At 39.7% G+C, this 26,281-nt stretch carries 16 protein-coding genes; all 16 read left to right on the top strand.

Annotated elements, in window-relative coordinates:
* Positions 1 to 108: 108 nt before the first annotated feature.
* The 16 genes from FHW89_RS02730 to FHW89_RS02655 all read left to right on the top strand — a co-directional run bounded on the left by FHW89_RS02730 (position 109) and on the right by FHW89_RS02655 (position 26,279).
* The gene (locus FHW89_RS02730) at positions 109 to 3,693 is read left to right on the top strand and encodes a TonB-dependent receptor (protein WP_253952144.1); all 3,585 of its coding nucleotides are present in this window, start codon (positions 109 to 111) and stop codon (positions 3,691 to 3,693) included.
* Between the two features lie 23 nt (positions 3,694 to 3,716).
* Positions 3,717 to 5,249 (top strand): RagB/SusD family nutrient uptake outer membrane protein, encoded by a 1,533-nt coding sequence (locus FHW89_RS02725; RefSeq protein WP_172333460.1) that lies wholly within the window; start codon positions 3,717 to 3,719, stop codon positions 5,247 to 5,249.
* A 409-nt stretch (positions 5,250 to 5,658) separates the two neighbouring features.
* Positions 5,659 to 6,255: a DUF4255 domain-containing protein gene (locus FHW89_RS02720; protein ID WP_172333459.1), complete on the top strand. Its 597-nt coding sequence runs from the start codon at positions 5,659 to 5,661 to the stop codon at positions 6,253 to 6,255.
* Positions 6,252 to 7,424 carry a hypothetical protein gene (locus tag FHW89_RS02715; protein ID WP_172333458.1) on the top strand — a complete coding sequence of 391 codons (1,173 nt, stop codon included), beginning with the start codon at positions 6,252 to 6,254 and terminating at the stop codon, positions 7,422 to 7,424. Before FHW89_RS02720 ends, FHW89_RS02715 begins: the two co-directional genes overlap by 4 nt.
* A gap of 12 nt (positions 7,425 to 7,436) precedes the next feature.
* Positions 7,437 to 9,449 (top strand): phage tail sheath C-terminal domain-containing protein, encoded by a 2,013-nt coding sequence (locus tag FHW89_RS28770; protein WP_172333457.1) that lies wholly within the window; start codon positions 7,437 to 7,439, stop codon positions 9,447 to 9,449.
* 51 nt (positions 9,450 to 9,500) lie between these two features.
* Entirely contained in the window at positions 9,501 to 9,932 is a 432-nt protein-coding gene (locus FHW89_RS02705; protein ID WP_172333456.1) for a phage tail protein, read from the top strand.
* 2 nt (positions 9,933 to 9,934) lie between these two features.
* Positions 9,935 to 10,459, top strand: a complete 525-nt coding sequence (locus FHW89_RS02700; protein ID WP_172333455.1) for a phage tail protein — start codon at positions 9,935 to 9,937, stop codon at positions 10,457 to 10,459.
* A gap of 39 nt (positions 10,460 to 10,498) precedes the next feature.
* Complete coding sequence (locus tag FHW89_RS02695) at positions 10,499 to 10,666, top strand: DUF5908 family protein (protein WP_172333454.1); 168 nt, start codon at positions 10,499 to 10,501, stop codon at positions 10,664 to 10,666.
* The gene (locus FHW89_RS02690) at positions 10,663 to 11,382 is read left to right on the top strand and encodes a LysM peptidoglycan-binding domain-containing protein (protein ID WP_172333453.1); all 720 of its coding nucleotides are present in this window, start codon (positions 10,663 to 10,665) and stop codon (positions 11,380 to 11,382) included. The genes FHW89_RS02695 and FHW89_RS02690 overlap by 4 nt, the downstream gene beginning before the upstream one ends.
* A 3-nt stretch (positions 11,383 to 11,385) precedes the next feature.
* Positions 11,386 to 13,182, top strand: coding sequence for a type VI secretion system tip protein VgrG (gene vgrG, locus FHW89_RS02685; protein WP_172333452.1), 1,797 nt, complete (start codon positions 11,386 to 11,388; stop codon positions 13,180 to 13,182).
* 129 nt (positions 13,183 to 13,311) lie between these two features.
* Positions 13,312 to 13,602: a PAAR domain-containing protein gene (locus FHW89_RS02680; RefSeq protein WP_172333451.1), complete on the top strand. Its 291-nt coding sequence runs from the start codon at positions 13,312 to 13,314 to the stop codon at positions 13,600 to 13,602.
* Position 13,603: 1 nt separating this feature from the next.
* The gene (locus FHW89_RS02675; RefSeq protein WP_172333450.1) at positions 13,604 to 14,011 is read left to right on the top strand and encodes a GPW/gp25 family protein; all 408 of its coding nucleotides are present in this window, start codon (positions 13,604 to 13,606) and stop codon (positions 14,009 to 14,011) included.
* Entirely contained in the window at positions 14,011 to 17,880 is a 3,870-nt protein-coding gene (locus tag FHW89_RS02670) for a baseplate J/gp47 family protein (RefSeq protein WP_172333449.1), read from the top strand. The genes FHW89_RS02675 and FHW89_RS02670 overlap by 1 nt, the downstream gene beginning before the upstream one ends.
* Positions 17,873 to 20,932, top strand: coding sequence for a hypothetical protein (locus FHW89_RS02665; RefSeq protein WP_172333448.1), 3,060 nt, complete (start codon positions 17,873 to 17,875; stop codon positions 20,930 to 20,932). The genes FHW89_RS02670 and FHW89_RS02665 overlap by 8 nt, the downstream gene beginning before the upstream one ends.
* A 3-nt stretch (positions 20,933 to 20,935) precedes the next feature.
* Complete coding sequence (locus tag FHW89_RS02660) at positions 20,936 to 24,328, top strand: hypothetical protein (protein WP_172333447.1); 3,393 nt, start codon at positions 20,936 to 20,938, stop codon at positions 24,326 to 24,328.
* Between the two features lie 10 nt (positions 24,329 to 24,338).
* Positions 24,339 to 26,279, top strand: a complete 1,941-nt coding sequence (locus FHW89_RS02655; RefSeq protein ID WP_172333446.1) for a contractile injection system tape measure protein — start codon at positions 24,339 to 24,341, stop codon at positions 26,277 to 26,279.
* Positions 26,280 to 26,281: the final 2 nt, after the last annotated feature.

Genomic DNA, 26,281 nt, shown 5'->3' with positions numbered 1-26,281 from the left:
ATTAAAAATTCTTTTAAAATGCAAAATTTTTATCGAATCAGTCCCCCAGTTCATTTAATAAAAAGGCTTAAGTCTGCCATGCTTTACCCTTTAATTGCAATCATATTTATGTTACAATTAACCGGTCCAGCCTTTGCAGCCGATGGACAAACCATTAACAATACCCGTATATCAATTACTGCTGATAACATTACACTTAAGGAAGCCTTTACCCTAATTGAACAAAAAACGGATTTCGTTATCGGGTATGATAACACTGTTGATATTAAAAAACACATATCACTTCATGTAAGTGACCAAAGTATAAGCGAGGTATTAAAAAAGCTGTTAAAAAACTATAAAGGAACCATTAGCCAGGTAGATGATCACCATGTGGTGATTAGGGTAGAAAAAGCTCAGCTGGATCCTAAGTCTCCATTAAAAACAGAACAGCCCCCCGTTAAGATATCCGGAACCGTAGTTGACGAAAAAGGCTTAGCCTTACCAGGTGTAAGTATTTATGAAAAAAAATCACACAAAGGAACGGCAACAGATATCAACGGTAAATTCACCATTACTGTTGAACCCGGAACCACATTGGTTTTTGCTTTTGTAGGCTACACCAACCAGGAAATTGTTGTTGGCGAACACACGGAGATAACCGTTAAGCTATTGCCATCAACAAACATACTGAACGAAGTTGTGGCTATCGGTTATCAAACGGTACGCAAAAGCGATTTTACGGGAGCTATAGCCAGTGTTAAATCAGAAGAGCTGAATTTAACCGCTCCGACAGTTGGTCAGGCCTTAGTAGGTAAAGTTGCGGGTGTACAGGTATCGCAAGTTAGCGGTTCGCCCTACTCCACTACCAAAATTAACGTACGTGGCGTTGGTTCATTCCTTGCAAGTTCAGATCCGCTTTATGTAATTGACGGTTATGCTGCAGGTAACGATCTATTTATCAACCCGGATGATATAGAATCAATTGATGTATTGAAAGACGCTGCGTCGGCTGCTATTTACGGTTCAAGGGCTGCGGGTGGTGTAGTACTTATTACAACCAAACACGGTTCTAAAGAAAACAGCAAAGGCAAATTTGAATATGACGTTCAGGTTGGAGTTAACGGATTGGCTAAAAAAGTTGATTTGTTAAATTCAGATCAATTTGCGCAGCTGGTAATCGACGGTCGTAACAATTCTTATCATGACTTGTGGGTTACTACCGGTCATACCTGGAATGATGCCATGTACTCTGATGATAACGCTACACGTATAGCTAACGTAGGTAACGCCGGTTCGGTAAGCGTTCCGCCTTATCTTTATAACTTTCAAACACAGTCGCTTATTCATCAAACAGTTAATACCGACTGGCAAGATGAATTGTATCGTCACCCGGTAACACAAAGCCATAGTCTTTCGTTCTCGGGCAATTCAAATGGCACAAGATATTACTTCAGTACTGGTTACCAGGATAATCCGGGTATTATGCTGGGCACAGGACAGAAAAAAATAAATCTGCGTGCCAATATTGATGGCCAGATAGGCAAAAGATTAAAAGTAGGAGCAAACATAGCATTTACTCAAACTACCAATCAGGAAACTCAGGACGGTCGTTGGGATCATAGCCCGGCATTCGGTGCATTGATATATATGCCATTCTTCCCGGCTTACAATGCCGATGGCAGCATTGCGACAAACGTAGCCGCAGCACAATCAACAGCTTACGCTTATCAATCAATCGAAAACCCAATAGCAACAGCAACATTAATAAAGATAAATCGTGTAGGTGACCGTGCAACTTATAACGCTCATGCCAATTATTCCATCCTGGATGGCCTTTCGTTCAATGCTAACCTGGGTATGCAAACCTATGCCGAAAACTACAACTACTATTTACCTACTAATATTAGTAATGGGGCAAACCCACCGGGTTCACCTCAATCAATACAGGCAGCAAAAGCTATACGCCAAACCATTGATTATCGTGACCAATTAGGCGAGTTTACGCTGAACTACACCAAGCAATTAGGTAAAAACCATTTTGACGGATTAGTAGGTTATACCGCTCAGAAAACCACCAATAATGTGCTTACCGTACAGGGTACCGGTTTTCAGAACGATAATATACCAAACATAGCGGGCGCCAATCCAGCTCAAATAACGCTGATTACACCCAATAGCAGCCCAATAGAAGGAGTACAACCAACAGGAGATGATACCTATACATTATTGTCATACCTGGGCAGGATAAATTATAATTATGACAGTAAATATTTCCTGTCAGCCTCATTCCGTACGGATGGATCTTCCCGTTTTGGCACTAAAACCAGATACGCAAATTTTCCATCTGTTTCAGCAGGATGGAATTTATCTGATGAGTCATTTTATCACGGTTGGCTGGGCGACCAATCAACAGTTAAGTTACGCGCCAGCTGGGGCTTAAGTGGCAATAACAACATTGGTAATTATACTGCTCAACAATACTTTAACCCACCAGCAAACGCGGTATTTGGTACTCCTGGTGCTACAGCGCCTTCGCTTACTGCAGGTAATATTGCTGATCCAGGCTTAACATGGGAATCAACATCACAATATAACTTTGGTGCTGATTTGGGCTTACTTAAAGGACGACTTTTCATTATTGTTAACTATTACCTAAGCCATTCTTATAACCTGTTATTTAAAGAACCAATATCTGCTATTTCAGGAAATACAACCGTTACCACTAATTTAGGTCCTGATTCAAGAATAAGTAATAAAGGGTTTGATTTTCAGGTTGACGGTAAGGTGATCGCCAAAAAAGATTTCAGCTTAAATCTAAGCGGTAACATATCCATAAACCGAAACAAAGTGTTGAACCTTGGTGGTAGCAATACCATTATCAGTGCAGGTGCGGAGCGTTCATACTTAACTAACATTACCGAGACAGGACAGCCCGTAGGTATGTTCTACGGTTATAAAGTTGCCGGGATAGTAAGTCAGGCCGATCTGGCTAACATAGCTGCAGATCGTGCTAACTATAATCCGGCTACACAATCTTATCCGGCTGGTTATAAAATTAAAGGTCCACCTATTTCAACATTTTCTACTACCCCGATACAGGCTGGCGATCTTTATTTTAAGGATGTTAATGGCGATGGCGTAATTAATGCGAAAGACGCGGGCATTATTGGCACTCCATATCCTAAATTCACCTATGGTTTTGCCATAAATGCAACCTTCAAAAACTTCTATTTCAGTTCAGCATTTGCGGGTTCTTATGGTAATCAGATAGTTGACGGACAAGATTACTACCTGTACAACATGGAAGGTTCTGGTAACCAATATGCTGATGTTGCCGATCGTTACCGTAATGCTGCCGATCCGGGTGCGGGAAGTGTTTATCGTGCATCACGTGGTAGTACTCAAAGTAACAGCACCAGGCTATCAACTTTTTATTTACAGAGTGGCTCTTTCTTAAGAAACACCAATATGACTTTGGGTTACACACTTAAATCAGATTATATAAGTCGTAACCTGGGTTTAGGCTCATTGAAAATATATGGTGCTGTTAACAACGGCTTTACTATTACCAAATACAAAGGTTATAACCCCGAAGTTAATTATAATTATAGCTATAGCGGTTCACAGAATACAAACCTTACTCCAGGTATTGATTATGGTGTTTACCCATTGGTACGGTCATACAATTTGGGTGTTAAGGCAACTTTTTAATTCAAAAATTAATTCTGAAGCAAATGAAGAATATAAATATAAAGCTAGTTTGTCTGATTGCGTTATTTGCGCTGGGTTCTTGTAAAAAAAACTTTTTGGAGCAAACTAACCCCGATGGTTCGTTAATAAGTTCGTCTTTCAAAACCGAAAATGATGTATTATTAGCGGTTAATGGTTGTTATGCGCTATTAAGAAGCGGTAATACCATAGGTGAAGGCAGTGATCTGTGGACCGACCAACGTTCTGATGATACCGGGACAAATGATAATCAATCTAACGCAGGCGAGCCTTTTGGGTTTAATAACTTTTCATTAATACCTACCAACAGTTACTTGTACTCACATTGGAGTGCTATGTACTCCGTTATATCCAACTGTAACATTGTATTATCTAATATTGATAAGGTAAACTTTGCCAAACCCGCAACCAAACAGCAATATAAAGCCGAGGCTGAATTTATCCGTGCTTTAATATATTTTCACATGGTTAGGGAATGGGGCGATGTACCGCTGGTTACAAAACAATTTACAGACCTCAATGAGGTTGCCGCGAGTACAGCACGTAACCCGCAGATCGCAGTTTATGCACAAATAGTTGCCGATTTAAAGGATGCTCAAAGCAGCCCCCTACCTGCTACCCAGGCGGCAGGCACAATTGGTCGTATATCACTTGCTGCTGTAAATACCTTATTGGGACAGGTTTATTTAACAATGGCTACAACATTAGATGCTGCCAATAAAACAACAAATTTAAATAATGCCTTAACAAGCCTTACAGCAGCTTATAACGCCAAAACTTTTGCTAACTTAAAAGATATCCCTTACACCGATGTATTTGATGTAACCAAAAAGGGTACTTGCCCCGAGCTTATCTGGCAAATTGTAAATATACAGGGCGATCCGGTTTACAGTTCAAGCATAGCGGCAAACAATCAGGCTAAAGGCGAAACCATTAACTCTCTAAAATCATCAAGTAGTGTTGGTAATAACGTAACACATGACCTTGTGAATGATTATGAAGCTAATGATCCACGTGGCGCATTCTCCATCAAGTTTGCCAATGATGCTACGGTTAAAGATTGGTTTGTTACCAAGTTTAGGGATGCAAGTTCAGGAGCGGGTAAAAATGGGTACGGAGGTAATGACTGGATCCTGATGCGTTATGCTGATGTTATCCTGATGCTTGCCGAGGTAAATATGTACCTGGGTAACAATACAGCTGCTATTCAATATGTAGATATGGTACGTGCGAGAGCTGGTATGCCTACTTATGAAGTTTCTTCACAAGACCCCACCTACAGTGCTAAATACCCAACCCTTAAACTGGCTATATTACATGAAAGACGTGTTGAACTGGCCTTTGAACATCACCGTTTATTTGACCTGTTACGTACTTTCACTACCGATGAATTAGTAGCATATTTTCACAGTAAAAAGCAGGCAGACTTCGGCTCAGCTCTGTTATCAAACTTTACTACAAAAGATAGGTTTTTCCCTATTCCGTTTAACGAAACCAAGTTAAACCCGGTTACAATGTATCAGAATCCAGGATATTAATCAGATTCGTTTATTTAGAACAAAAAAGGAAGGCATATGCTTTCCTTTTTTGTTTTAAAATGTTTTGCCCGTTCATAAGATTTTTTTCTTCTGTATGCCTAAATAGCATATATTTTTTTCAACCAGTATAAAAAATACATAATTGGTATTATACTTTTATAATACCAGGCTCTAAATATCAACTTTAGTTAACTATCTCAATTACAGAATAGATATACTATCAAAAGGACACAATAAAGTCGCGTAAAAATACGCAGGCATTTGAGGTGTTTTTAGTAAAAGTACGCGTATTAATTAATAATTAAGCTCCTAATTTTACATCATAATAATTCTCCCTGAAATTATTAAGCAGCTGTTTTATACATCCCTTTATAAGGCAGCATTTTAAACCAGTATAAACTTTATTACAATGATAGATCAGGCTTTAACATTCTTGAACACGCATCTGGATAGCTATCTGCGGTTAAAGTTGGATCCATCCAACAGTAACTCTTTTATTCAGGTAGCTAATATAGCCTGGAATGATAATGACACCTCCGGATCTACCGGCACAAATAATCCGGCGAACGCATTCATAACACTGGTTAACATAGAGGAGGACAGGATCAGTAAATCGCCCGAAAATTATGTTCGGCAAGGGAGTGAAACCACCTATAAGAACCCCAAAATATACCTCAATCTGTATGTATTGTTCGCGGTTAACCTTTCAACTTATACAGAATCGTTGAAGCGTCTTTCTTTCATCATACAGTTTTTTCAATATCAAAACGTATTTACACCACTTAGCTCACCCGATTTACCTGCGGGAGTTGAAAAACTTATCCTGGATCTCAACACATTATCATTTCAGGACATGAACAATTTATGGGGTATACTGGGGTCAAAATATCTGCCTTCTGTTATGTACAAAATGCGGATGATCAGTATAAGTGAGGAATTTGCACAAGGAAATACCCCTCTGCTGCATGAAATTATTGTTAACGACAAAACGCTGCAAACATTATGATTGATATCAATTTTGGAAGTCTGTTCACGGTTGAACTATTGCATAGTTACTACAAAGATCAACTATGTCCCGACTTTAATATTTTACCCTCAAACCAAACGGTTAAAACTCTAGGCGGCCATCAAATAATTGCACGGCAATACTCCAACCAGTTAATTACCGGGGTAAACTGTAATGGTAAAATAAATCCTCCAAAACCGTTTACGGCAATTGAAACAGGCGCGCAGTTCACTTTTTTCATGCAACTTAACAACCCTTTATTTTTTAACTATACCAATTTATCTTCTGCTACACCTGGTAAAATTTACTATTTCACTAACAGGAACAACAACGTCAGTAACGGAAAAATTTTTCTGTCGAGCAAAATAGCGGTGTATAACGCGGCAAATACTTATGCTCCCGGCGATCTGGTGTCAAACGGTACAGGTATTACATATAGAGCAATTGGTAGCAGCAAACCAGGAAACACTTTTAATCTCACCAATGCCAACCATTGGATGGTTGTGGATAAAAATCAATATCTGACAGAAGCGGATGCTTTAAAATGGATGCCATCTATATCCGCATACCAGTTTGCCTCCCCACAAGCATCAGTTAATATATCTGTGTTGGGTTATGATAATATTGCTACTACCTACACCCAATCTGTATTTTCAAAAACGATAGCTTTTGCAAATCCGGTTTCCTCTTTTCCACTTGATCTGAGCTTTTTGCAGTCAGGAAAATACTCATTAACGGTTAACGGCATCCAGCAATGGATCTACATTAATGATGAGCTTAGTGCTAGCAAAACCTTTGCCGTGATTGACATTTTTAATGATGCATCACCCGTTTCCTGTAATCTGATTGATGGGAGTGGGGCCCCTATAAACCCTGCGCCTCACTATAGTATTTACTTTTTAAACCGTGCTACCATCTGGAAATATATTCTGGCCAGCAAACAATCGGGCAACATTAATGACACGGCTAATTTATATCACTTCGCAAATCCGGCGAGTGTGATTACTTCACTTACACCTATTCCATTAAGTAATAAGGCGTTGAATTTAAAATTAACCTTAAATAATCATGATTATTCTCCAATTGCTTGTGCAGATCCTCAGAGGCTCGTCACAATTACAAAGGGTACCGATACTTATCCATGTTCAGAGATCTTTTTAAACTTTTAAAAACCGATAAATATGTCACAAATAAACGAAAGCACAATTAAAACTCCAGGGGTTTATGTGAATGAAATTCCATCCTTTCCGCCATCAATTGCACAGGTGGCCACCGCGGTTCCGGTATTTATCGGATACTCGCAAGACGCGACAAGAAATGGGAAGAGTGTGGTTAATCAAGCTGTACGTATTTCCTCACTTGTTCAATACGTACAATATTTTGGCGCCGATTTTCCTAATCTCACTGCTAATGTTGCGCTTAAGCCAGACAATAGTGTAGATACTGTAAATATATCGCCCAAATACCAGTTGTATAACGCTGTAAGAATGTTTTACAGTAACGGCGGTGTTAACTGCTATATTATTTCTGTTGGTAAATACAAAAATGACGGTTCAGTGCTCATTACCGACTTTATTGACGCCGGCAAGATCAGAGCTTTTGAAGTTTTACGTAAAGAGGATGAGCCAACGCTGATTGTTATTCCTGATGCTATTTCATTTGGCGCCAGTGATTTTAATAACCTGGCTACAACATCTTTGAAAGCATGCGCCGATCTGCAGGACAGATTTACCATACTGGATGTACTTAATGGCGACAAAGAAAGAACCTACGATAACTCAGACGTTATTACCGTTTTTAGAAATGGAATAGGTTCGGCCAATTTGAATTATGGCGCGGCATATTATCCATGGCTCCGTTCAAGTTTGTCCTATTCTTTTTCGTACCGGAATATTCAACTGCAAAAACCAGCTGGCACCAATGTACCTACAAAAAATATTGTAACTAATAATGTTTTTGTTACACAAATTGACAGGGCTGTAACCGACTTGAATACCCATATCAACACTTTTGTTAACACACCTGGTTTTGGCGCTCCGTTCAATGTAGCTCCTTATACCAGTGCCATAACCGATGCTTACGGGCTAATTCCCTCAACAAGTGATAAGCCTGAGATGACTTTACGATTATCTTATATCAAAGACATCATATTGGGTTTTGTAGCTTTGAACAGCACTTTAACTGATGCCGACCCAAGTCATATTTATGGCGGCCGTACAACAAAAGATATTCATACTACCTACACCAGGGCCGGTGCCGATGCAACCGATATTTCACCAATGGACCAACTGATACGTGAACTTCTTCTTTTGGATGAAAGTTTTCCTGGTGGGGCGATAGGAGCGGCAATCGCAGCTAATTTCACTCCGGCGTTCCCAAATGCCGCTGGCCTGGCTGCAGATCCAACCATATATGGTACACCAGCACCCGCAGATGCAGCAGCCGCTGTAAAATATATCAGGGCAAGAGTTAACAATCTGTATTCAGGAGTTGTAAATTCTGTATCAGCGTTCATCAATGAAGTGAATCTGCGTTTACAAAATCTGGAAATCCAGCTCAACGATTCAAGCTCTATATACAACAACATCACCGTAGCCATTAAAAACCAGGGAATTGTAGTACCTCCGAGTGGCGCTCTGGCCGGCATTTATGCCTCAGTTGATGGTACTAGAGGCGTTTGGAAAGCTCCTGCCAATGTAAGTGTTAATACTATAGTGGAACCATTGGTAAATGTTGACGATAACACCCAGGAAGATCTGAACATTGATACAGATTCCGGCAAGTCAATTAACGCGGTACGCGCTTTCACGGGCAAAGGTATCCTGGTTTGGGGAGCCCGTACTTTGGATGGTAACAGTAACGATTTCAGATACATATCAGTACGCCGTTTTTATATTATGGTTGAGGAATCAGTTAAAAAAGCAGCTATGCAGTTTGTGTTTGAGCCCAACGATGGTAACACCTGGGTACGCGTACGTGCTATGATCGAAAATTATCTTACCAATCTGTGGCGTCAGGGTGCTTTGGCTGGGCCGAAACCAGAGCAAGCATTTTACGTGAAAGTAGGTCTGGGACAAACCATGACTTTTGATGATATCCTTAATGGAAAAATGATCATTGAAATTGGTATGGCTCCTGTACGCCCTGCTGAATTTATCATCCTGCGTTTCTCTCAGATCCAGCAACAAGCTTAATAGTAGTGTTTATTAAAAATTAATTATCAATCAATCTAAAACTTAAATATTATGGCTAATTACCCACTTCCGAAATTCCATTTTAGTGTTGACTGGGGCGGCACACGCATCGGCTTCACTGACGTAAGCGGACTCGATATAACCAACGATGTAATTGAATACCGCGATGGCGCGAGCCCGGAATATCACAAAATCAAGATGCCAGGGCAACGCAAATTCAGCAATATCACGCTTAAACGAGGTGTGTTTAAATCAGACAATGAGTTTTATAACTGGCATAATACCATTAACATGAATACCGTTGAGCGCCGCGATATCACCATTAGTCTGCTTGACGAAACATTAGCACCTGTAGTGGTATGGAAAGTTAAAAATGCCTGGCCTACCAAAGTTACCTCTACCGATTTAAAGGCTGATGGTAATGAGGTTGCTATTGAAACGCTTGAACTGGCACATGAAGGCTTAACCATGCAAAACGAATAGTCATGTTTGATTACCCTTTTACCGGCTTCCATTTCCTGGTGGTATTTGAAATATTTCCGCAAGTGCCTAATGATTTCCGTTTTCAGGATGTTACAGGCTTAACTGTTGATGTGGGTTTGGATACCTATAAGGAGGGTGGCGAGAATCGTTTTGTTCACCGGTTGCCCGGACGTAACACGTATTCAGACCTTGTTTTGAAACGGGGGATGACACTGGTATCAGGGGTAACGGCATGGTGTCTAGATTCGATCGAGAATTTCAATTATCAACCTACCAACATGTTGATATCGCTTTTAAACGAAGATCATTTGCCCGTATCGTCATGGTATATCGCTAATGCTATACCGATCAAATACAGTCTTTCTTCATTTAATGCAGAAACAAATTCGATAGTTATTGAGTCGATGACCCTTCGCTATGAATACTATAAGACACTTAACCTGTCGGCAGCAGTTGGTGCTGCTGTCGGTGCGGTGGCCGATCTGTTTGGAGGGGCCAGCGCAAGTGCCAGTATTTCTGTAGGCTAATCAATATGCTTTAACAAACAGTTTAATAACAATAAGCCAATGCCAGTAGAGATAAGAGAATTGCAAATAGTTACCACCATCACCGAAGGCGGGAATACAGGAGGAAATACAACACCTTCTTCTGCAGGAGCCACAAATAGTGAGGACATTATTGCCAAATGTGTTGAACAGGTATTGGAAATTTTAAAAGAAAAAACTGACCGATGAGCCTGGGTGAATTAAAAAAGATGAAACTGGTTGCCTATACGGATATCAGTTTTAGCACAAAAGCCGATGGATTGGACTATGATGTACTGATCAATCCCGAATCATATGCGCTTACTTACGGAACTGAGGTAAGTCAGAAAAGCGCCCAGGGCTCAAGTGAAAGTATTACTTCTTTTAGTAAAAGATCTGCACAATCCCTCACCTTCAAGTTCTTGTTTGATGGTACCGGTGTGATAAAAAGGGGAGGTGGGGGTTTGTTATCAGGCTTAGCCGTACCGGGATTGCCGGCAGACAAACCTGATGTAGTACAGGATTTTGAAAAATTTAAAAGCGTAGTTTATGACTACGATGGCACAACACACCAGCCGCGTTATGTTCAATTGCAATGGGGGCCGCTGCTCTACAATTGTCAGATGACCCGCATGACGTTAACTTTTAAACTGTTCAATCCCGATGGCACACCGTTACGTGCCGAAGCAGATTGCACTTTCCAGGGAGTAATTGATGAAACCAAACTGGCGGCTATCGAAAACCGCCAGTCACCCGATCTGACGCATATCCGAACAGTAATTGAAGGGGATACCCTGGCCTTAATGTGTTACAAGGAGTACGGAGACAGCAAGTATTACTACCAGGTAGCACAATATAACGGACTAACAGATTTCAAAAAATTAACTGCCGGAACTAAAATCATTTTTCCACCAATTGCAAAATAAACCATGTCACTAAGCCAAACATTACCTGGAACACAAAATACCGATCTGGTTACCTTTACCATTAAGGTAAATGGGACCCTACTGGGTGCATCTTACCAGGTGGCTTCCATGAATTTTAGTAAAGAAATAAACCGTATCCCGGTAGCTAAGTTGCTGATATATGATGGTGATGCTTCGGCACAAGATTTTGCAATAAGTAACGAACCAACCTTGGTTCCGGGGGCTGAAATTGAAATAGCGGTAGGCTACCATGCTGAACAGGCCACTCTTTTTAAAGGTATCATCTTGAAACATAGTTTAAAAATACGAGGAAATGGCTCACCTGTATTGATCCTCGATTGCCGTGATAAAGCCATTAAAATGACTATAGCCCGTAAGAACAAATATTTTTATGATACTAAAGACAGCGACGCTATTACCGGGATCATAGGCAATTACGGATTAGATACCGACATAGAGGATACCAGCATAACACTAAAATCCATTGTTCAATATGATTGTACCGATTGGGACTTTATGGTATCGCGGATGGAAGCTAATGGCAAACTGTGCATGGTTGATAATGGTAAAATAACCGCAAAAAAACCTAATTTCAGTTCGGCAACAGTGCTTGACACTTTATTTGGTGCTACAATGCTGGAATTTGATGCCGATCTGGACGCTCGGAATCAATATCAGAGCCTCACAGCCAAAACATGGGATTATACCACTCAGGAGATAGCTTCCGCAAGTGCAGCTGAACCTGGTTTTGAAGAGAATGGTAATATTTCAAGCAGCGATTTGGGAGCGGTGCTAAGTGTATCAGAATATGACCTATACTCCGGCGAAGATCTTACGACTGATGAATTACAAAGTTTAGCGGATGGTCGCCTTCAAAAAGCAAGGATGTCACGTTGCAGGGGCAGGGTAAGGTTTCGCGGATATGGCGGTCAGTTAAATCCAGGCGATCTGGTCAATATTGGTGGGGTGGGCGACCGCTTTAACGGAAAAGTATTTGTTTCTGGGGTGCGTCATGAAATTGTGAACGGCAGCTGGACTACCGATGTTCAGTTCGGCTTATCCAATGAGTTGTTTACTCGCCAGCCGGATGTAAATTCTCCACCTGCGGTAGATATGCTGCCGGCCATACAAGGTTTACAAATAGGAATTGTAACTGATCTGGAAAACGATCCTGATACCCAGGATAGGATACGCGTAAGGTTACCCATTATCGATCCTGCCGAGGATGGTATCTGGACACGTGTGGCTTGCCTTGATGCTGGTAATAATCGCGGTACTTTTTTTCGCCCTGAAATTGGCGATGAGGTGGTGGTAGGTTTTTTAAATAATGATCCCCGCCATCCTGTGGTATTAGGTATGCTGAACAGCAGCAATAAACCAGCCCCACTAAAAGCTGCCAATAAGAACGACGAAAAAGGCTACACCTCACGCAGCGGCATGAAGATGATCTTTAACGACGATGAAAAGTCATTAAAAATTGAAACACCTGCAGGTAAAAAGATAACCATAAGCGAAAAGGAAGGCTATATACAATTGGAGGATGAGAATAACAACAAAGTAACCATGGATTCATCAGCTATAAACCTGGAAAGCGGAGCAGATATTAAGCTCAAAGCAACAGGCGATCTATCCATTGAAGCCACCAATGTTTCTATAAAACCGTCCTCCAGCTTTGAGATGAGTGCAGGTGGGGCTTCAATTAAGGCCGATAGCGGTAGTGCTTCCATGTCAGCTCCATCAGTAAAGGTAGAAGGCTCAGGTACAGCTACCCTAAAGGGTGGCGTAGTAATGATTAATTAATGTTTTGGTTGATTAAGTGAATGCTTGATTGAGTTAAGTGGTTTGATAGGTTGACGAATAATAACCTAATCAACCGTTCACTTAATCTAAACTAATCCAACTCAATCAACCACTTAACCAATAAAAAATATGCCACTCGCAGCTAGAATTTCAGACATGCATGTTTGCCCTATGTTTACTGGGCCGGTTCCTCATGTAGGCGGACCCATATTACCACCGGGGAGCCCTACTGTATTAATAGGCGGACTTCCTGCGGCCTGTGCAGGTGACATGTGCACCTGCGCAGGGCCGCCAGATGTAATAGCAAACGGTTCGGCAACAGTACTGATAGGAGGTAAACCGGCAGCACGTATGGGTGACCCAACTGCGCATGGCGGTTCAATAATAATAGGATGTCCAACAGTAATTATAGGAGGTTAACATGGCTGATTCATTTTTAGGAACAGGGTGGAGTTTTCCGCCAACATTTGATACTACCGCAAACTCGGTGATCATGACCAGTGATGAGGCTGATATACAACTCAGTCTGCAAATATTACTGGCAACGCGCAAGGGCGAACGGGTGATGGTGCCTGATTATGGCTGTAATCTGGACGAGATGCTTTTTGAACCCATGACCACCACTTTTAAAACCTATATCCGCGAGATGATCAAAACGGCTATACTTTACTATGAGCCTCGGATTGATCTGGCTTCGATACAGGTTGATGACAGCCGCGAAACAGAAGGAGTGATCCTGATCATCCTTAATTACACTGTTCGCACCACAAATTCAAGGTTCAATTTTGTATATCCTTACTATAAAAACGAAGGAACAGAAATACACTGATGGCAAATAATTGTTTCGATACCAAACTCTTATCCTATAACGGCACCAGCCAGGCTCAGCGTGCGTTGGATGCCCTTTTGGCTAAATGCGCGCTCGTTGATGAGCGTTCAGATGCAGATCTTATCCTGCTTACGAAAAAATATAGCGCCTGGTTAAACTATTACGACAATACCAATACGATCAATGGTGATTGGCAACAACTCATGGGTAAAGATATTGCAGTAGTAATAGCCGCAATTGCCGAATGGAGAATAAACGATTATGCATCATTTATCAAATACTTAAATAATACTATAGCTAACGCGACAAGTGACGCCGATGCAAAGAATAATTTTAAAATTCTTTTTGATTTTATTTTTTCAATAACAGCAGCGCTTGACGATGCTTATAAACATTTAGCTGATGATCTGAGTTATAAAACTTTTTTATCAGTTTCTATAGTTTCAAAAGTAGCAGCCCCTTTAAGCATACTTTATCAATATTATGGAAGCTTTGTAACTGGTTCTCTTATAGACCCAGCTTCAACATATACAGAGGCCTTAACTCCTGTTGATGACATCGTTTATTCGCAAAACTTCACTTTTCTTCCATTAGAGGGTGTTTATGCTGTCTCTTCACAAAAACGTCTGGAAAGTATTTTCACCGTTTCGCCCCCGGTTACGGCATTCCCTATCACACTAACAGGCACCGTTCAGGAGGACATTAATCATATTCTTACACATAACCTATTTACTGGGGCCTTACAATCATTCATTTCGGGTATTGTAAATATAGTGAGCCGCACCCCGGCTTACTTATCTGAAGCATTGGATAATTATCCGACTCATGCACCTCATTATGCACTTTACTTGGCCTTTATAAAACTATTTGGCTTTGCTCAACAACATTTAAATCAGTATACTAAAAAGCATCTTGATTTTTACTATAAACAGGTTTTGCAATTAAGTAATAATGTAGCCGAAGCAGATTTTGTGCACCTGGTTTTTGAACTGCAAAAAAACACAGATCAGCACTTATTGCCTAAGGGCACTTCATTTAAAGCCGGCAAGGACGCCAACAATAAAGATTTATTCTATTCGCTTACAGATGATATTGTAGTTCAAACAGCAAATGTTCAGGCACTAAAATCCATCTATTTAAATAAAGATGATAGTCCTGTAACTTTATATGCTTCGCCTACAGCTAATTCAGAAGACGGTCAGGGAGCTAAGTTACTAAGTGCAGACAATTCCTGGTTCCCGTTTGGCAATCCCCAAAATATTCAGCAAGCCTCTATTGGCTTTGCTGTAGCATCAAACGTATTATATTTAAATGAAGGCAAACGTACTATAACATTAACGTTCACATGTGATAGTTTAGCCGGTATTACATCTGCCGATCTTTCCGGGATATTCAATATCCAATTAACCAGTAAAAAGGACTGGTATACAGTACCCGTGTATACAGCTTCAGTAATAAACAATACAACATTCTCTTTAACTGTAGTTTTGGAAGGCGATGCGCCTGCTATTGTTTCTTATTCACCAAAAATACACGGAGGGAATTTTGATAGCACACTTCCCATAGCCCAGGTAATGCTTAATAGCTACTCCTCATACCAAAAAATAAAAACCCCGCGGATAAATCAGGTAACCATATCGGTAGTTGTTGATGCCATTAAAAATTTAATACTGCAAAATGATGATGGCAAAATAAATCCAGCCAAACCATTTAAGCCATTTGGCGATTTTCCAGAAAACGGAGCCTCGTTTATCATAGGCAGTAAGGAAATATTTCAAAAACAACTCACCAAATTAGCTATAGATTTTGATTGGCAGGAAGCGCCATTGTCTGCTACAACGGTAAATTTATCTTCATTAACCAAAGGTAGTTGGACAGCTATTTCTAATGGAACAAGCTTATATGCATCAAGCATTGTTATCACCGATGTGCAACAAAGAATACTAAGTCCGGTAGTATTTAATGATTTTAATGCACGTAACACGTTAACAGCCAATATTACTTCCGTAATAAATCAAGGCTTATCATTTGAGGCAAATAATGCACTTGCTTTGAACGTGAATAATTTGGCTCAGGATGATCAGCCATTTAATGTTAAAAATATAATAAACCGGGGCCTGTCTCTTGACCGAACTAATAATACTATCAAAAATGACCTTCCAAATATAATAACAACCAGCCCGGTAAATATCAATGTGGCTGCAGGCCCCAAAGAGATTGATATTACAGGTTTAGAACGCGTAGCACAATCACCCGGAGATTTTGCACCCAATGAGGATTATAATATAACCTCTGTTGATGGTTACCTGAAATTGGAAATGATAGGGAATGATTACAGCATGGCTACATATCTAGCCCATATTCCTCCGCCATCTGTTAAAGTGGTTTATGATACTACGGATCCAAATAAAGTTGTTGGTTATACCGTTGATAAAGTCACTCCCCCGGTTCCAGCTCATCCGGTTTTAAAATCAATAAATGTAAAATATACCGCTACAGATAGTATTGTTTTCAGCAATACCAGTTTTACTACCCGCAGTAATTTCTTTTATCATATGGAGCCCTTTGGCTTCCGTGAAATGCACCCGGCTATTACTGCAGATGCACTCACTTTATTACCGGTGTTTAATGTTGAGGATGGAATACCTACAGATGATGGCGGCGAGTTATGGATAGGCTTAAATAATGCAAAAGCCGACGAAGTTTTCTCTGTTCTGTTTCAAGTATCAGACGGGAGTGCCAATCCATTAAAAAACATGACCCTGGTAAACTGGTACTACCTGAGCAATAACAACTGGCTGCTATTTAATAAACAATCGGTTACTGACCAAACCAATAATTTAACCAGCTCCGGTTTAGTTACGTTTAATATTCCAGCAGATGCTACTCTTATAAATACTCGTGCCGATAATGGACTAATCTGGATAAAAGCTGGCGTACAGCACGATACAGATGCCATTTGTAATTTAATTGCGGTTGGTGTAAATGCGGCAAAAGCTCAATTTATTCAGGATATTACGAATAACATTGTATTTACCCAGATACTGCCACCAAACACAATTAGTAAACCAGCAATATCCGACGCTGCATTAAAGAAAACGCAACAACCCTATACCTCATTTGGAGGTCGCGTGCAGGAAACTGATGATCAGTTTTATCAAAGGGTAAGCGAGCGCCTGCGCCATAAAAACAGAGCTATCACAACCTGGGATTATGAGCGTTTGATATTACAATACTTCCCGCAGGTTTTTAAGGTAAAATGTATTGACCATACCGGATTTCTCCTTGATGTGAACACCAATCAGCAAAAATACAGTGAGACGCTGGCAGGACATGTTACAATAATAACTATCCCAGATCTTACACATTTGAACAATGCCAACCCACTTAGGCCATATACCAGTATAGGTCTGTTAACCGAAATCGAGAAATATATTAAAACGCTCACATCACCATTTGTAAAACTACACCTCAGTAACCCATCGTTTGAAGAAGTACAGTTTGAGTTTAGTGTCACCTTTCGTGATGGTATTGACCCTGTTTATTTCTCCAATCAGTTAAACAATGAAATTGAGCAATTTTTAACTCCATGGGCTTTTGGCGATCCGCAAGCCATCCAATTTGGCAATAGTATTGAAAAATCAGTAGTGCTCAATTTTATTGAAGAAAGACCTTATGTAGACTTTGTTACCTGTTTTAAGATGAATCACATTATACTTCGCCAGGGACAGGTGGTAATAGAAGCACAATATGATATAGACGAGGCGATAGCAAGTACTTCCAGATCTATTTTGGTATCATATTATAATGAAGAAACCAAGGTAAAACATTTAATTAATTCACCAGCTAATTGTGATTGTAATGGATAAGCAAAAAGTAATCAGCAAGGATCCAGGCTTAACCGCCGATCAAAATTATGCTTTTCTGAGAGAGGCCGGCTTGAGTTATATTGAAAAACTGAGCGGTAGGATCTGGACAGATTATAACGAGCATGACCCGGGAATCACTATTTTAGAAGCTCTCTGTTATGCCATAACTGAATTAGGCTACAGAACGGGCATGCCTATGGAAGATCTGCTTACCGACGCGGATGGCCAAATAGCATCTTCACAAACTTTATATACCGCCAAAAATATACTTACGCAATCGCCACTTAATGTAAATGATTACCGTAAATTATTAATAGATATAGTAGGAGTACATAATGCCTGGTTTTTATACGCCGACTACTATGTTAATAATGATAAAAACATTCCGGCCGGCGAAATAACACTTTATGCTGATTGCAAATTGGATGCTTTGTCATATAAGGAAACACCACATCCGGTTTATTTATCAGGCCTATATAAAGTATTGCTTGACCTCGACGCTGATCAGCAATTTGGCGACATGAACAACGGGGCGTTGCAGGTTTTAAACCCAGCAAGCGGCAAATTTAAAGGAGGTGATGTTGGTCTTACTATTATTTTCCCTGTATGGGATAATCCAACTGTGGCTACATTATTAACCATCGATCCTGCATCTGTTTCTGGCGCTGTTGCCAGTTTTACAACAGGTAGTAGTCTTATCATTCAAATTGATTTTAATTATACTATTGAAGGATCAACCTCTTCGGCTGTCATAGCAGGTATAGTTGATGTCGATCTGCAACCTTCCGGCCAAATTGTACAGGAAAGTGATATCCAGGCTTTTTTTAGCGCTGATTTTACCGCACAGGTACTTAACTTATACCTGCTAAAAATTCAACAGGCCAAAAGCATTGTTCAAACAGCCATCCGTACCTTAAATGAAAACAGAAACCTGTGTGAAGACTTCGTAAGCGTTACCACTATAAAAGATGAAGAAATAGCCATTTGCTGTGATATAGAGGTTTTGCCATCTGCTGATATGGAGCAGATACAAGCCCAAGTGTTCTATGCCATCGAAGAATATCTTAACCCCTCAGTGAATTTTTACCTGTTAAGTGAATTACAAGATAAGGGCTATACTACCGATGCCATATTTGAAGGCCCCGTGTTGCAACATGGATTTATCGATACCGCAGAGCTGGAGCAAACTCAATTACGTGGGGAAATATATGCTTCGGATATCATCAGTATGATCATGGATATCGATGGGGTATTGGGAGCCCGAAATTTTATGATGACAAAATATGGAGCTGATGATAAGCCGGTTGATGGTTTAAGCGGAAAAAACTGGTGCATGCCCATAACTACGGGCTGTAAGCCGGTATTTTCTGAAACAAAATCAAAACTTCTTTTCTATAAAAACCAATTCCCGTATTTGCCATCTTTAACAGAGGTGCGCGACACACTCAAGTGGTTACGTGCCGTAAAAGCCCGGAATAAGCTTTCAGGACATACTGATGACCTGGCCGTTCCTGCAGGTAATTATTATCCGCTGGATAATTATACTTCTGTTGAATATCTTTTACCTCAAACTTACGGCGTGGGTTCGGCAGGACTTTCAACAAATGAAAGTGATCAAAGAAAAGCACAGGCAAAACAATTACAAGCCTATCTATTACTATTTGATCAGTTATTGGCCGATTTCTTTTCACAATTAAGCGGTGCAAAGGAATTATTTTCTACAGAGAATATCGTACAAACTTATTACGCACAGTTTTTGGGTGATATCAAAAACATTCAATCAGTTTATAAACAGGACGGAGCAACCCATACGATTAATCAAAGGGTAATGCAAAACCAGGATTCGACTGCTGAACCGGCAAACGACTGGCAAGGTTTATACGAATCAAATGAAGTTTTTACCGACAGGCGAAGTCGCTTCCTCGATCACCTGATGAGTCGTTTTGGCGAATCATTTAATGATTACGTCTTGCTGAATTACTCGCTTGATTATGCCACCCAAAAAGAGTCCAATTTAACACCTGCAGATATCATCGATAGTAAAATCTCGTTTTTAAAGGATTACCCGGTTATTGGTTATCAAAGGGGTAGGGCATTCAATTATTTTCCACAAAACTACTTCCCGCCACATCCAAACTTTTCTGTCAATACCAGTAAATTGTGGGATACGGATAATGTATCAGGTTTGGAAAAGAAACTGTGTCACCTGGGTGGAATCAATAACATTTACCGTAGATTCCTGTATTGTATCGGTAATGTCACGATTATTACTACTAATGATACACCTGTCAAATACCAATTTGTATTCAGCAATCAAAACGGAGGTACGCTAACATCTGTGGCTGTTTATGACACACAAGAGGAATTAAACAGTGCTTTACCTGCATTTATGGATGTTGTTTTAACCAATGAGCACTATGGTATTAAGCAGACGGGCAGCAACTGGAATATTTACGTAATTGATAACGAGGATAAAAATCTTGCTATAAGCAATAATTTTCCATCTCTGGCAGATGCAAACACAGCATTGGATCAATTTGTAACAGAGTTTAATAATGAATGTGACGCCGATGGACTTCACCTGATTGAACATTTACTTTTAAGACCACGAAATGATCAATTTAAGTTTGCACCGGTGTGCCTTGACCAGAATTGTGATTTTTGCGGCGAGCAGGATCCCTACTCCTTCAAAATGTCAATAGTACTGCCTTATTGGCCTTTGCATTTTAGAAATTTAGCCTTCCGAAACTATTTTGAGGATATTATACGTCAGGAAACACCCGCGCACACCATGGTGAAAATCTGCTGGATAAATGACCAGTCGATCTATGATTTTGAAAACGCCTATAGGGCATGGATAACGGCCTTAGCAAATTACTCATCTGATAATACCAAAATAGATGATCTGCAGCAAGCTAATGATACCCTGATACAACTGCTGTTTAATCTACATAGTGAATACCCGGTAGCCACTTTGCACGATTGTGCCGAAAGTAAGGACACCAACCCGGTAATGCTGGGCAAAACCATTTTAGGATCTTTAAAAAATTGATATATGGCAAATCCAATAGAATACATCGTGTTTGAACCAGATCAGGTACTTACTAACGATCATCTCAATGAAACTTTTAACTACCTCGATCAGCAAAACCGCTGGACACGTAACAAGCTAATAGGTATTGGTATTGTTTGCGGGCTGGATATAGTACTTAATCCAGGGATTATTGAAATTACTAAAGGCTGTGGAGTTACTTCGCAAGGATATCTGATCACACAGAATACCAATCAGTATACCTACTATATGCCGTATACAGCTGTTGATGTACCTGTTGATCTGCCATTTACTTATAATAATGGCAATCTGCCTTTTTTCAAGCCTTTTTGCACCAATAAGAGTGTATGGTTATTACTGACTGATGATCAGTTTAACGCGTTGGAAAGTGCTCAACAACTCAACGCCAAGACACTTTCTTCCGCAGCGGCTAACTTTTTAAATGATTATGTGATCGCCTTGTTTTTAGAGATCAAGGAAACAGACCTTAAAAACTGCGACACACAGGATTGCAATAACAAAGGCGAAAAAATGGTTTTACAGGTAAGACCATTACTTGTTGCTAAAAATGACCTATATAATAATGCCAATAAGGTAAGTAATATTGATAGGATAGGTACTATAAATAAAATATCACCTATATCTCCCAGGTTAAATATTCCATCTAAAGCATTTCAGCTAAGCTTAAACTCCAAGGTGCAGCTAAAAAGGTTTAATGTCCCCTATACTGATCTGGAAACAACAGATGATGTATTGAATGCCTTTGTTAATTTAGTTGATGATACCACATTAAGCCAGTTAACTGATGCCTATAATTCCTGCTATCAGCAATACGGGGCCATTCTGAACATTACGTCAAATCCTTTTTCTGATATGCTGGCCGTATTGAAAAATTATCTTGACCAGTTATTAAAACAAAATCCGCTCGCGATTGAATATTTCTACGATTTTATTGATGACCTGATCAAAGCCTATGATGAGTTCACTGCTAAGGTATCCCACATCATCGCTACCGGAAGCCCGGATGAGAACTTATTTCCATTGCACCTTATTTTAGGCGATGCATCACTGGCTACTAATGATTATATAAAGGATAGTTACCGTAATTACTTTATTTATTCGCCATTATTTTCAAAAATGGGGGTCGAATCCGCCGAGGTACTTCTCTTATTTAGCCGGATGGTACTGATGATCAAAGATTTTGTTATTCCGGACACAACCCAGTCAGATAAATTTACGATAAAGATCACACCAAGCCAATATATGCATTTTCCGCTTTCGGAACGTGCCATCCCATATTACTACTCGGTAAATGAAAGCGGTGCAGAGTTGTATAAATCATGGAATTACGCCAAAACCAACAGCGGCAAAGCCACGTTAAACCTGGGCTATAATTCAGGTTTATATAACACCAGTACGGAAGTGGCTCAACCGCTTTTGTATGATATTGAAAAGTACAATTTTTTCAGAGTTGAAGGGCATATTGGCCAAAACTATCAGGATGTTCTGTCAAATATTCTTATTCAGCGTTTAACCTATAATTTGCCATTTGATGTAGTAACAGTTGGGGTTGAACAGTTTAATTTCTCGGATGTAACTTTACCTGATGCTGAAATTCGGGATTTGGAAACTGACTATAACCTGATAACAACAGAAGCCACGGTTAAGGTACTAACTCCATTTATTTTTGTTGCAAACTTACCTTATACCTCTAAAAGTACAGGAACCAATATTCCCGGTAAATTAAACATAGAAACAAATAATCCTATCAGGAGAGCTTCAGATGTTAAAAGTAACCTAATTCGTGGGATTGAATCAGTGAGCCCCTCAAACACCCCTTATATCTATCCAAAGGGCACCTTTATGCGCAACAATTGTGCGGTATTGCCTAACACAATTGCAAGTGCTTATCTTAATGCATTAAGTGACACCGGAGTTTTCACCAATCCCGTTACGAGCTCTCAACCAGGTAGTCTAGACGAACTTTATTTCTACTTTTTTAATTTTATTGACGCAATCGAAACGGTGATGGTATACTTGATGAATACCCCATCTATCACTAATGTCAATTTAAACGACCAATATGATGCGTTTAACAATTATCAGGATTCCATCAATAAGGTTATAGCTACCCTGAAAGGCCCGGTGGCAAGAACTCAGATTCCACGGGATGCCTCTATAATATCATCAATTCAAACTTATGGATTGGATATTTTAATTGTAGATTTTGAAAGAGTATTAAATGCTGCTCTTGACGAATTATTGTATTCATTAAGTAATGAAGTTAACGATAGATACTCCCGTTACACCGATAAACATACATTTTTAGAATTCTACAAAAACAACCCGGGGCTCGAACATAAAGGAGGAGTACCCAAAGGCGGCACTCTGGTATTAGTTTACAAAAACTATATCCCAACTTTGAAAAGAAACGTAAGTACCCCTCTTTCTAAAGCTGCTAATATAACATCAGTGAAAGAGCAATCGGCAAGTACCGAAACCACTTCAGCAGATGGACAAAAAGCATCCCCAAATCTTGATGAAAACACGCTAAACCTTGTCAAAAAAATGGTAACCGATAGTAAGGGTGTATCTGATACTGAAAAGATGAGGCTGATCGATATTTTAGCCGGGAGATCTGCTGTTGAAGAGGAGCCAAGCTATGATATCAATAATAGACTTATTATTGCCGATTTCTATATTCCTTATATAGGTTCGCCGATAGAACGCACTACGGCAGAAATTACGCCCCCACCACCGCCCGCACCGGTTATTTCGATGAGTGGTACCACTTTCTGTGATAATGATTTTAATCCCGCACAAATTGCGGTATCAATACCAGGCGGTACTTTTAATGCAGTACCAGGTCTTGATTCAGCCAAGCAAACTTTTACACCTGCCATCGCTAAAGCTGGAACGTACAGGTTAATTTACACCGTAAATAATGTAAGTTCTGCACCATTTAACATTACAGTCCTTTCTGTACCTGGTAATAGTGGTTTCAGTTTTATAAATGATTGGTCTGGTGGCATTAAAACTGCGGCCGTAGCTGCCGCAAGGTCAGGTATTGTATCAGCAACATTTACCCCTGTCATCAGAGATACCAGATTTACCTATGATTGGGAAGTATTTGGAGATAATATATCGAAAGGCGCAATGACTACCGATGGGGTTATTCGAATATCAGGTGATAGTAGTGTAGTAAATGTTAAAGCCTCAACTGTTACTGTTTCGTTAACAATATCAAACGGGACTTGTCATTCGTCAACAACATCAATGCAGCTGGAGATTACCTCAACAGGCTTCAGCCCTGCTATTTCAGACGGTCCGCCGGCATCGCTTAAAAAACCAGGGGCAATAGAAAAACTTTTTACCAGAAAGAAGAAAGATCAATAAGTAATAAATCATGGCATCACATATAGTTCATAGGCAGCAAGTAACTTTAAATATTCCCAAACGGGAAGAGGCTCTCGCTTTTCAAAATCGAGTGAGTGACTTGCTGCGTAATGAACTATCTGCTAGTATGGAGGCCATCTTTGATGAACTATTTCCAACAACTGATATTATACGTATCGATTCATTGCTTTTGGATTTAGGTAATATTGAAGCACACAATTTTGAACAAGAGTTTAAAAAGCACTTTATCGAAAAACTCAGAAAAAGCATCCCAGCTATAAAAAATGATTTGGCAGATGAGCATAGCGAACAAATATTAAAGCCTGAACAATCATTAGCAAAAGCGTTCATTTATTTTCTGGAGAATGGTTATTTGCCCTGGTATAGCCCGGTTGAAAATATGGCTGCGTGGAGTAACGAGATCATAGCTATTTTTTCGGATTCTGAAAAAACAGCCTTATACTTTTTTGACTGGTTCCGTGATAAACATGTAGATAACCCAGTTATACTCCAAAGGCTGGTTTCGCAATTTGATAACAGCTTTCTGGAGAAATTATTATCAATTATTACCTCATTAAAAACCGAATCCTGGACTCTTATTTACAAAGATCTGGTAAGTTTCATAGTTGGTTATACAAACAAAAGCTCACCAAATCGCAAGGAAATATGGATTTGTATTTTTAAGGCTTTGTTAAGCCCTGTAATTTCAGGGAATGGCACGACTTTATCTGTTATCAATGATCGTGAACTGATATTACGGTCATTAGATTTGCTCACAAATCACTTTAAAATCTCAATTCATAGCATAATAACATCATTATCAGAGAGTAAATCAAAAGAGACGCTTAAAACAGATATTGTCAAGAAGGGACTTCTGGATCTTAAGTCGCTCTTAATATCAAGGGACAACTTGAGAAATAATACAGAAGATCCTGCATTTATAGATAAGCTTAAAGAAACCGAAGCCAACAATGCGCATAAGAATACTGAAGATATAAGTATCAGCAAGCAAACAGACCTGAGTAAAACAAGCCACGTTGAAAACACGGATCACGTAGGCAGTAATAAAAATCAAAAAGCATATGAAACCCAAACCGATGAACGCTTTGATTCTACAAATGACCCGAAAAAAATCAATATAAAAAAGGGAACTCAAGATATCCGGCAAAACAATACGGGGGATGAAAAAACCAAAGAAGAACAGGAAAACAACAAGATTAATCATTCCAATTACCAGGATGAAGAGCAATTAAAACAACAAAAAGGGATAACGGCAGCAAAAGAACTGGAAAAACAGAAAATCACGCTTACTGATAATCAAGATAGTATATCATTAAACGAACCAAAAAAATTCGAGACTGAGCAAGAAATATCTGAGAAAAAGAAACAGGGAGATAATACAAAACGGCCGCTGCCGCAGAGTAGAAGGTTTACAGGTATTCAAGAATCAGAAACGTTATACATAAAAGGTAGTGGAATTGTGATCCTTCATTATTTTTTATCGCCTTATTTTAATGATCTGGACTTATTAGTGGATGGAAGATTTAAAGATGATACGGCTCATCAGCGGGCGGTGTTATTACTTTATTATCTGGCCACAGGAAAAACCAAAGTTGCCGAGTTTGATTTAACGCTTTCTAAAATTTTATGCGGTTATCCCTTGGAGGAAACCCTGCCAGCAACTCTGATCTTAACGAAAAAAGAAAAAACAGAATCAAAAAACTTATTAGAGGCTATTATACACCATTGGTCACCGCTAAAAAACACATCGGTTAAAGGCTTGCGAAGCGCCTTTTTTGAACGGGATGGAAAACTAACAAAAAAAGAAAATGGGTGGCTATTAACAGTTGAGCAGAAAACTATTGATGTATTATTAGGTAAATTACCGTGGGGGTATTCAACCATACGCCTACCATGGATGCAGGAAATATTAAATGTGGATTGGTATTAAAA

The organism is Mucilaginibacter sp. SG564 (assembly GCF_013149275.1).
Classification (GTDB): Bacteria; Bacteroidota; Bacteroidia; order Sphingobacteriales; family Sphingobacteriaceae; genus Mucilaginibacter.
Note: the sequence above shows the minus strand (reverse complement) of the source record. Positions and strands in the feature narration are given on the sequence as shown.

Bases quoted from the DNA above. Each gene is read 5' to 3' on its own strand.
- FHW89_RS02725 (WP_172333460.1), top strand. From the start codon at position 3,717: ATGAAGAATATAAATATAAAGCTAGTTTGTCTGATTGCGTTATTTGCG.
- FHW89_RS02660 (WP_172333447.1), top strand. From the start codon at position 20,936: ATGGCAAATCCAATAGAATACATCGTGTTTGAACCAGATCAGGTACTT.
- FHW89_RS02670 (WP_172333449.1), top strand. From the start codon at position 14,011: ATGGCAAATAATTGTTTCGATACCAAACTCTTATCCTATAACGGCACC.
- vgrG (WP_172333452.1), top strand. From the start codon at position 11,386: ATGTCACTAAGCCAAACATTACCTGGAACACAAAATACCGATCTGGTT.
- FHW89_RS28770 (WP_172333457.1), top strand. From the start codon at position 7,437: ATGTCACAAATAAACGAAAGCACAATTAAAACTCCAGGGGTTTATGTG.
- FHW89_RS02715 (WP_172333458.1), top strand. From the start codon at position 6,252: ATGATTGATATCAATTTTGGAAGTCTGTTCACGGTTGAACTATTGCAT.
- FHW89_RS02705 (WP_172333456.1), top strand. From the start codon at position 9,501: ATGGCTAATTACCCACTTCCGAAATTCCATTTTAGTGTTGACTGGGGC.
- FHW89_RS02700 (WP_172333455.1), top strand. From the start codon at position 9,935: ATGTTTGATTACCCTTTTACCGGCTTCCATTTCCTGGTGGTATTTGAA.
- FHW89_RS02695 (WP_172333454.1), top strand. From the start codon at position 10,499: ATGCCAGTAGAGATAAGAGAATTGCAAATAGTTACCACCATCACCGAA.
- FHW89_RS02675 (WP_172333450.1), top strand. From the start codon at position 13,604: ATGGCTGATTCATTTTTAGGAACAGGGTGGAGTTTTCCGCCAACATTT.
- FHW89_RS02680 (WP_172333451.1), top strand. From the start codon at position 13,312: ATGCCACTCGCAGCTAGAATTTCAGACATGCATGTTTGCCCTATGTTT.
- FHW89_RS02730 (WP_253952144.1), top strand. From the start codon at position 109: ATGTTACAATTAACCGGTCCAGCCTTTGCAGCCGATGGACAAACCATT.
- FHW89_RS02665 (WP_172333448.1), top strand. From the start codon at position 17,873: ATGGATAAGCAAAAAGTAATCAGCAAGGATCCAGGCTTAACCGCCGAT.
- FHW89_RS02690 (WP_172333453.1), top strand. From the start codon at position 10,663: ATGAGCCTGGGTGAATTAAAAAAGATGAAACTGGTTGCCTATACGGAT.
- FHW89_RS02720 (WP_172333459.1), top strand. From the start codon at position 5,659: ATGATAGATCAGGCTTTAACATTCTTGAACACGCATCTGGATAGCTAT.
- FHW89_RS02655 (WP_172333446.1), top strand. From the start codon at position 24,339: ATGGCATCACATATAGTTCATAGGCAGCAAGTAACTTTAAATATTCCC.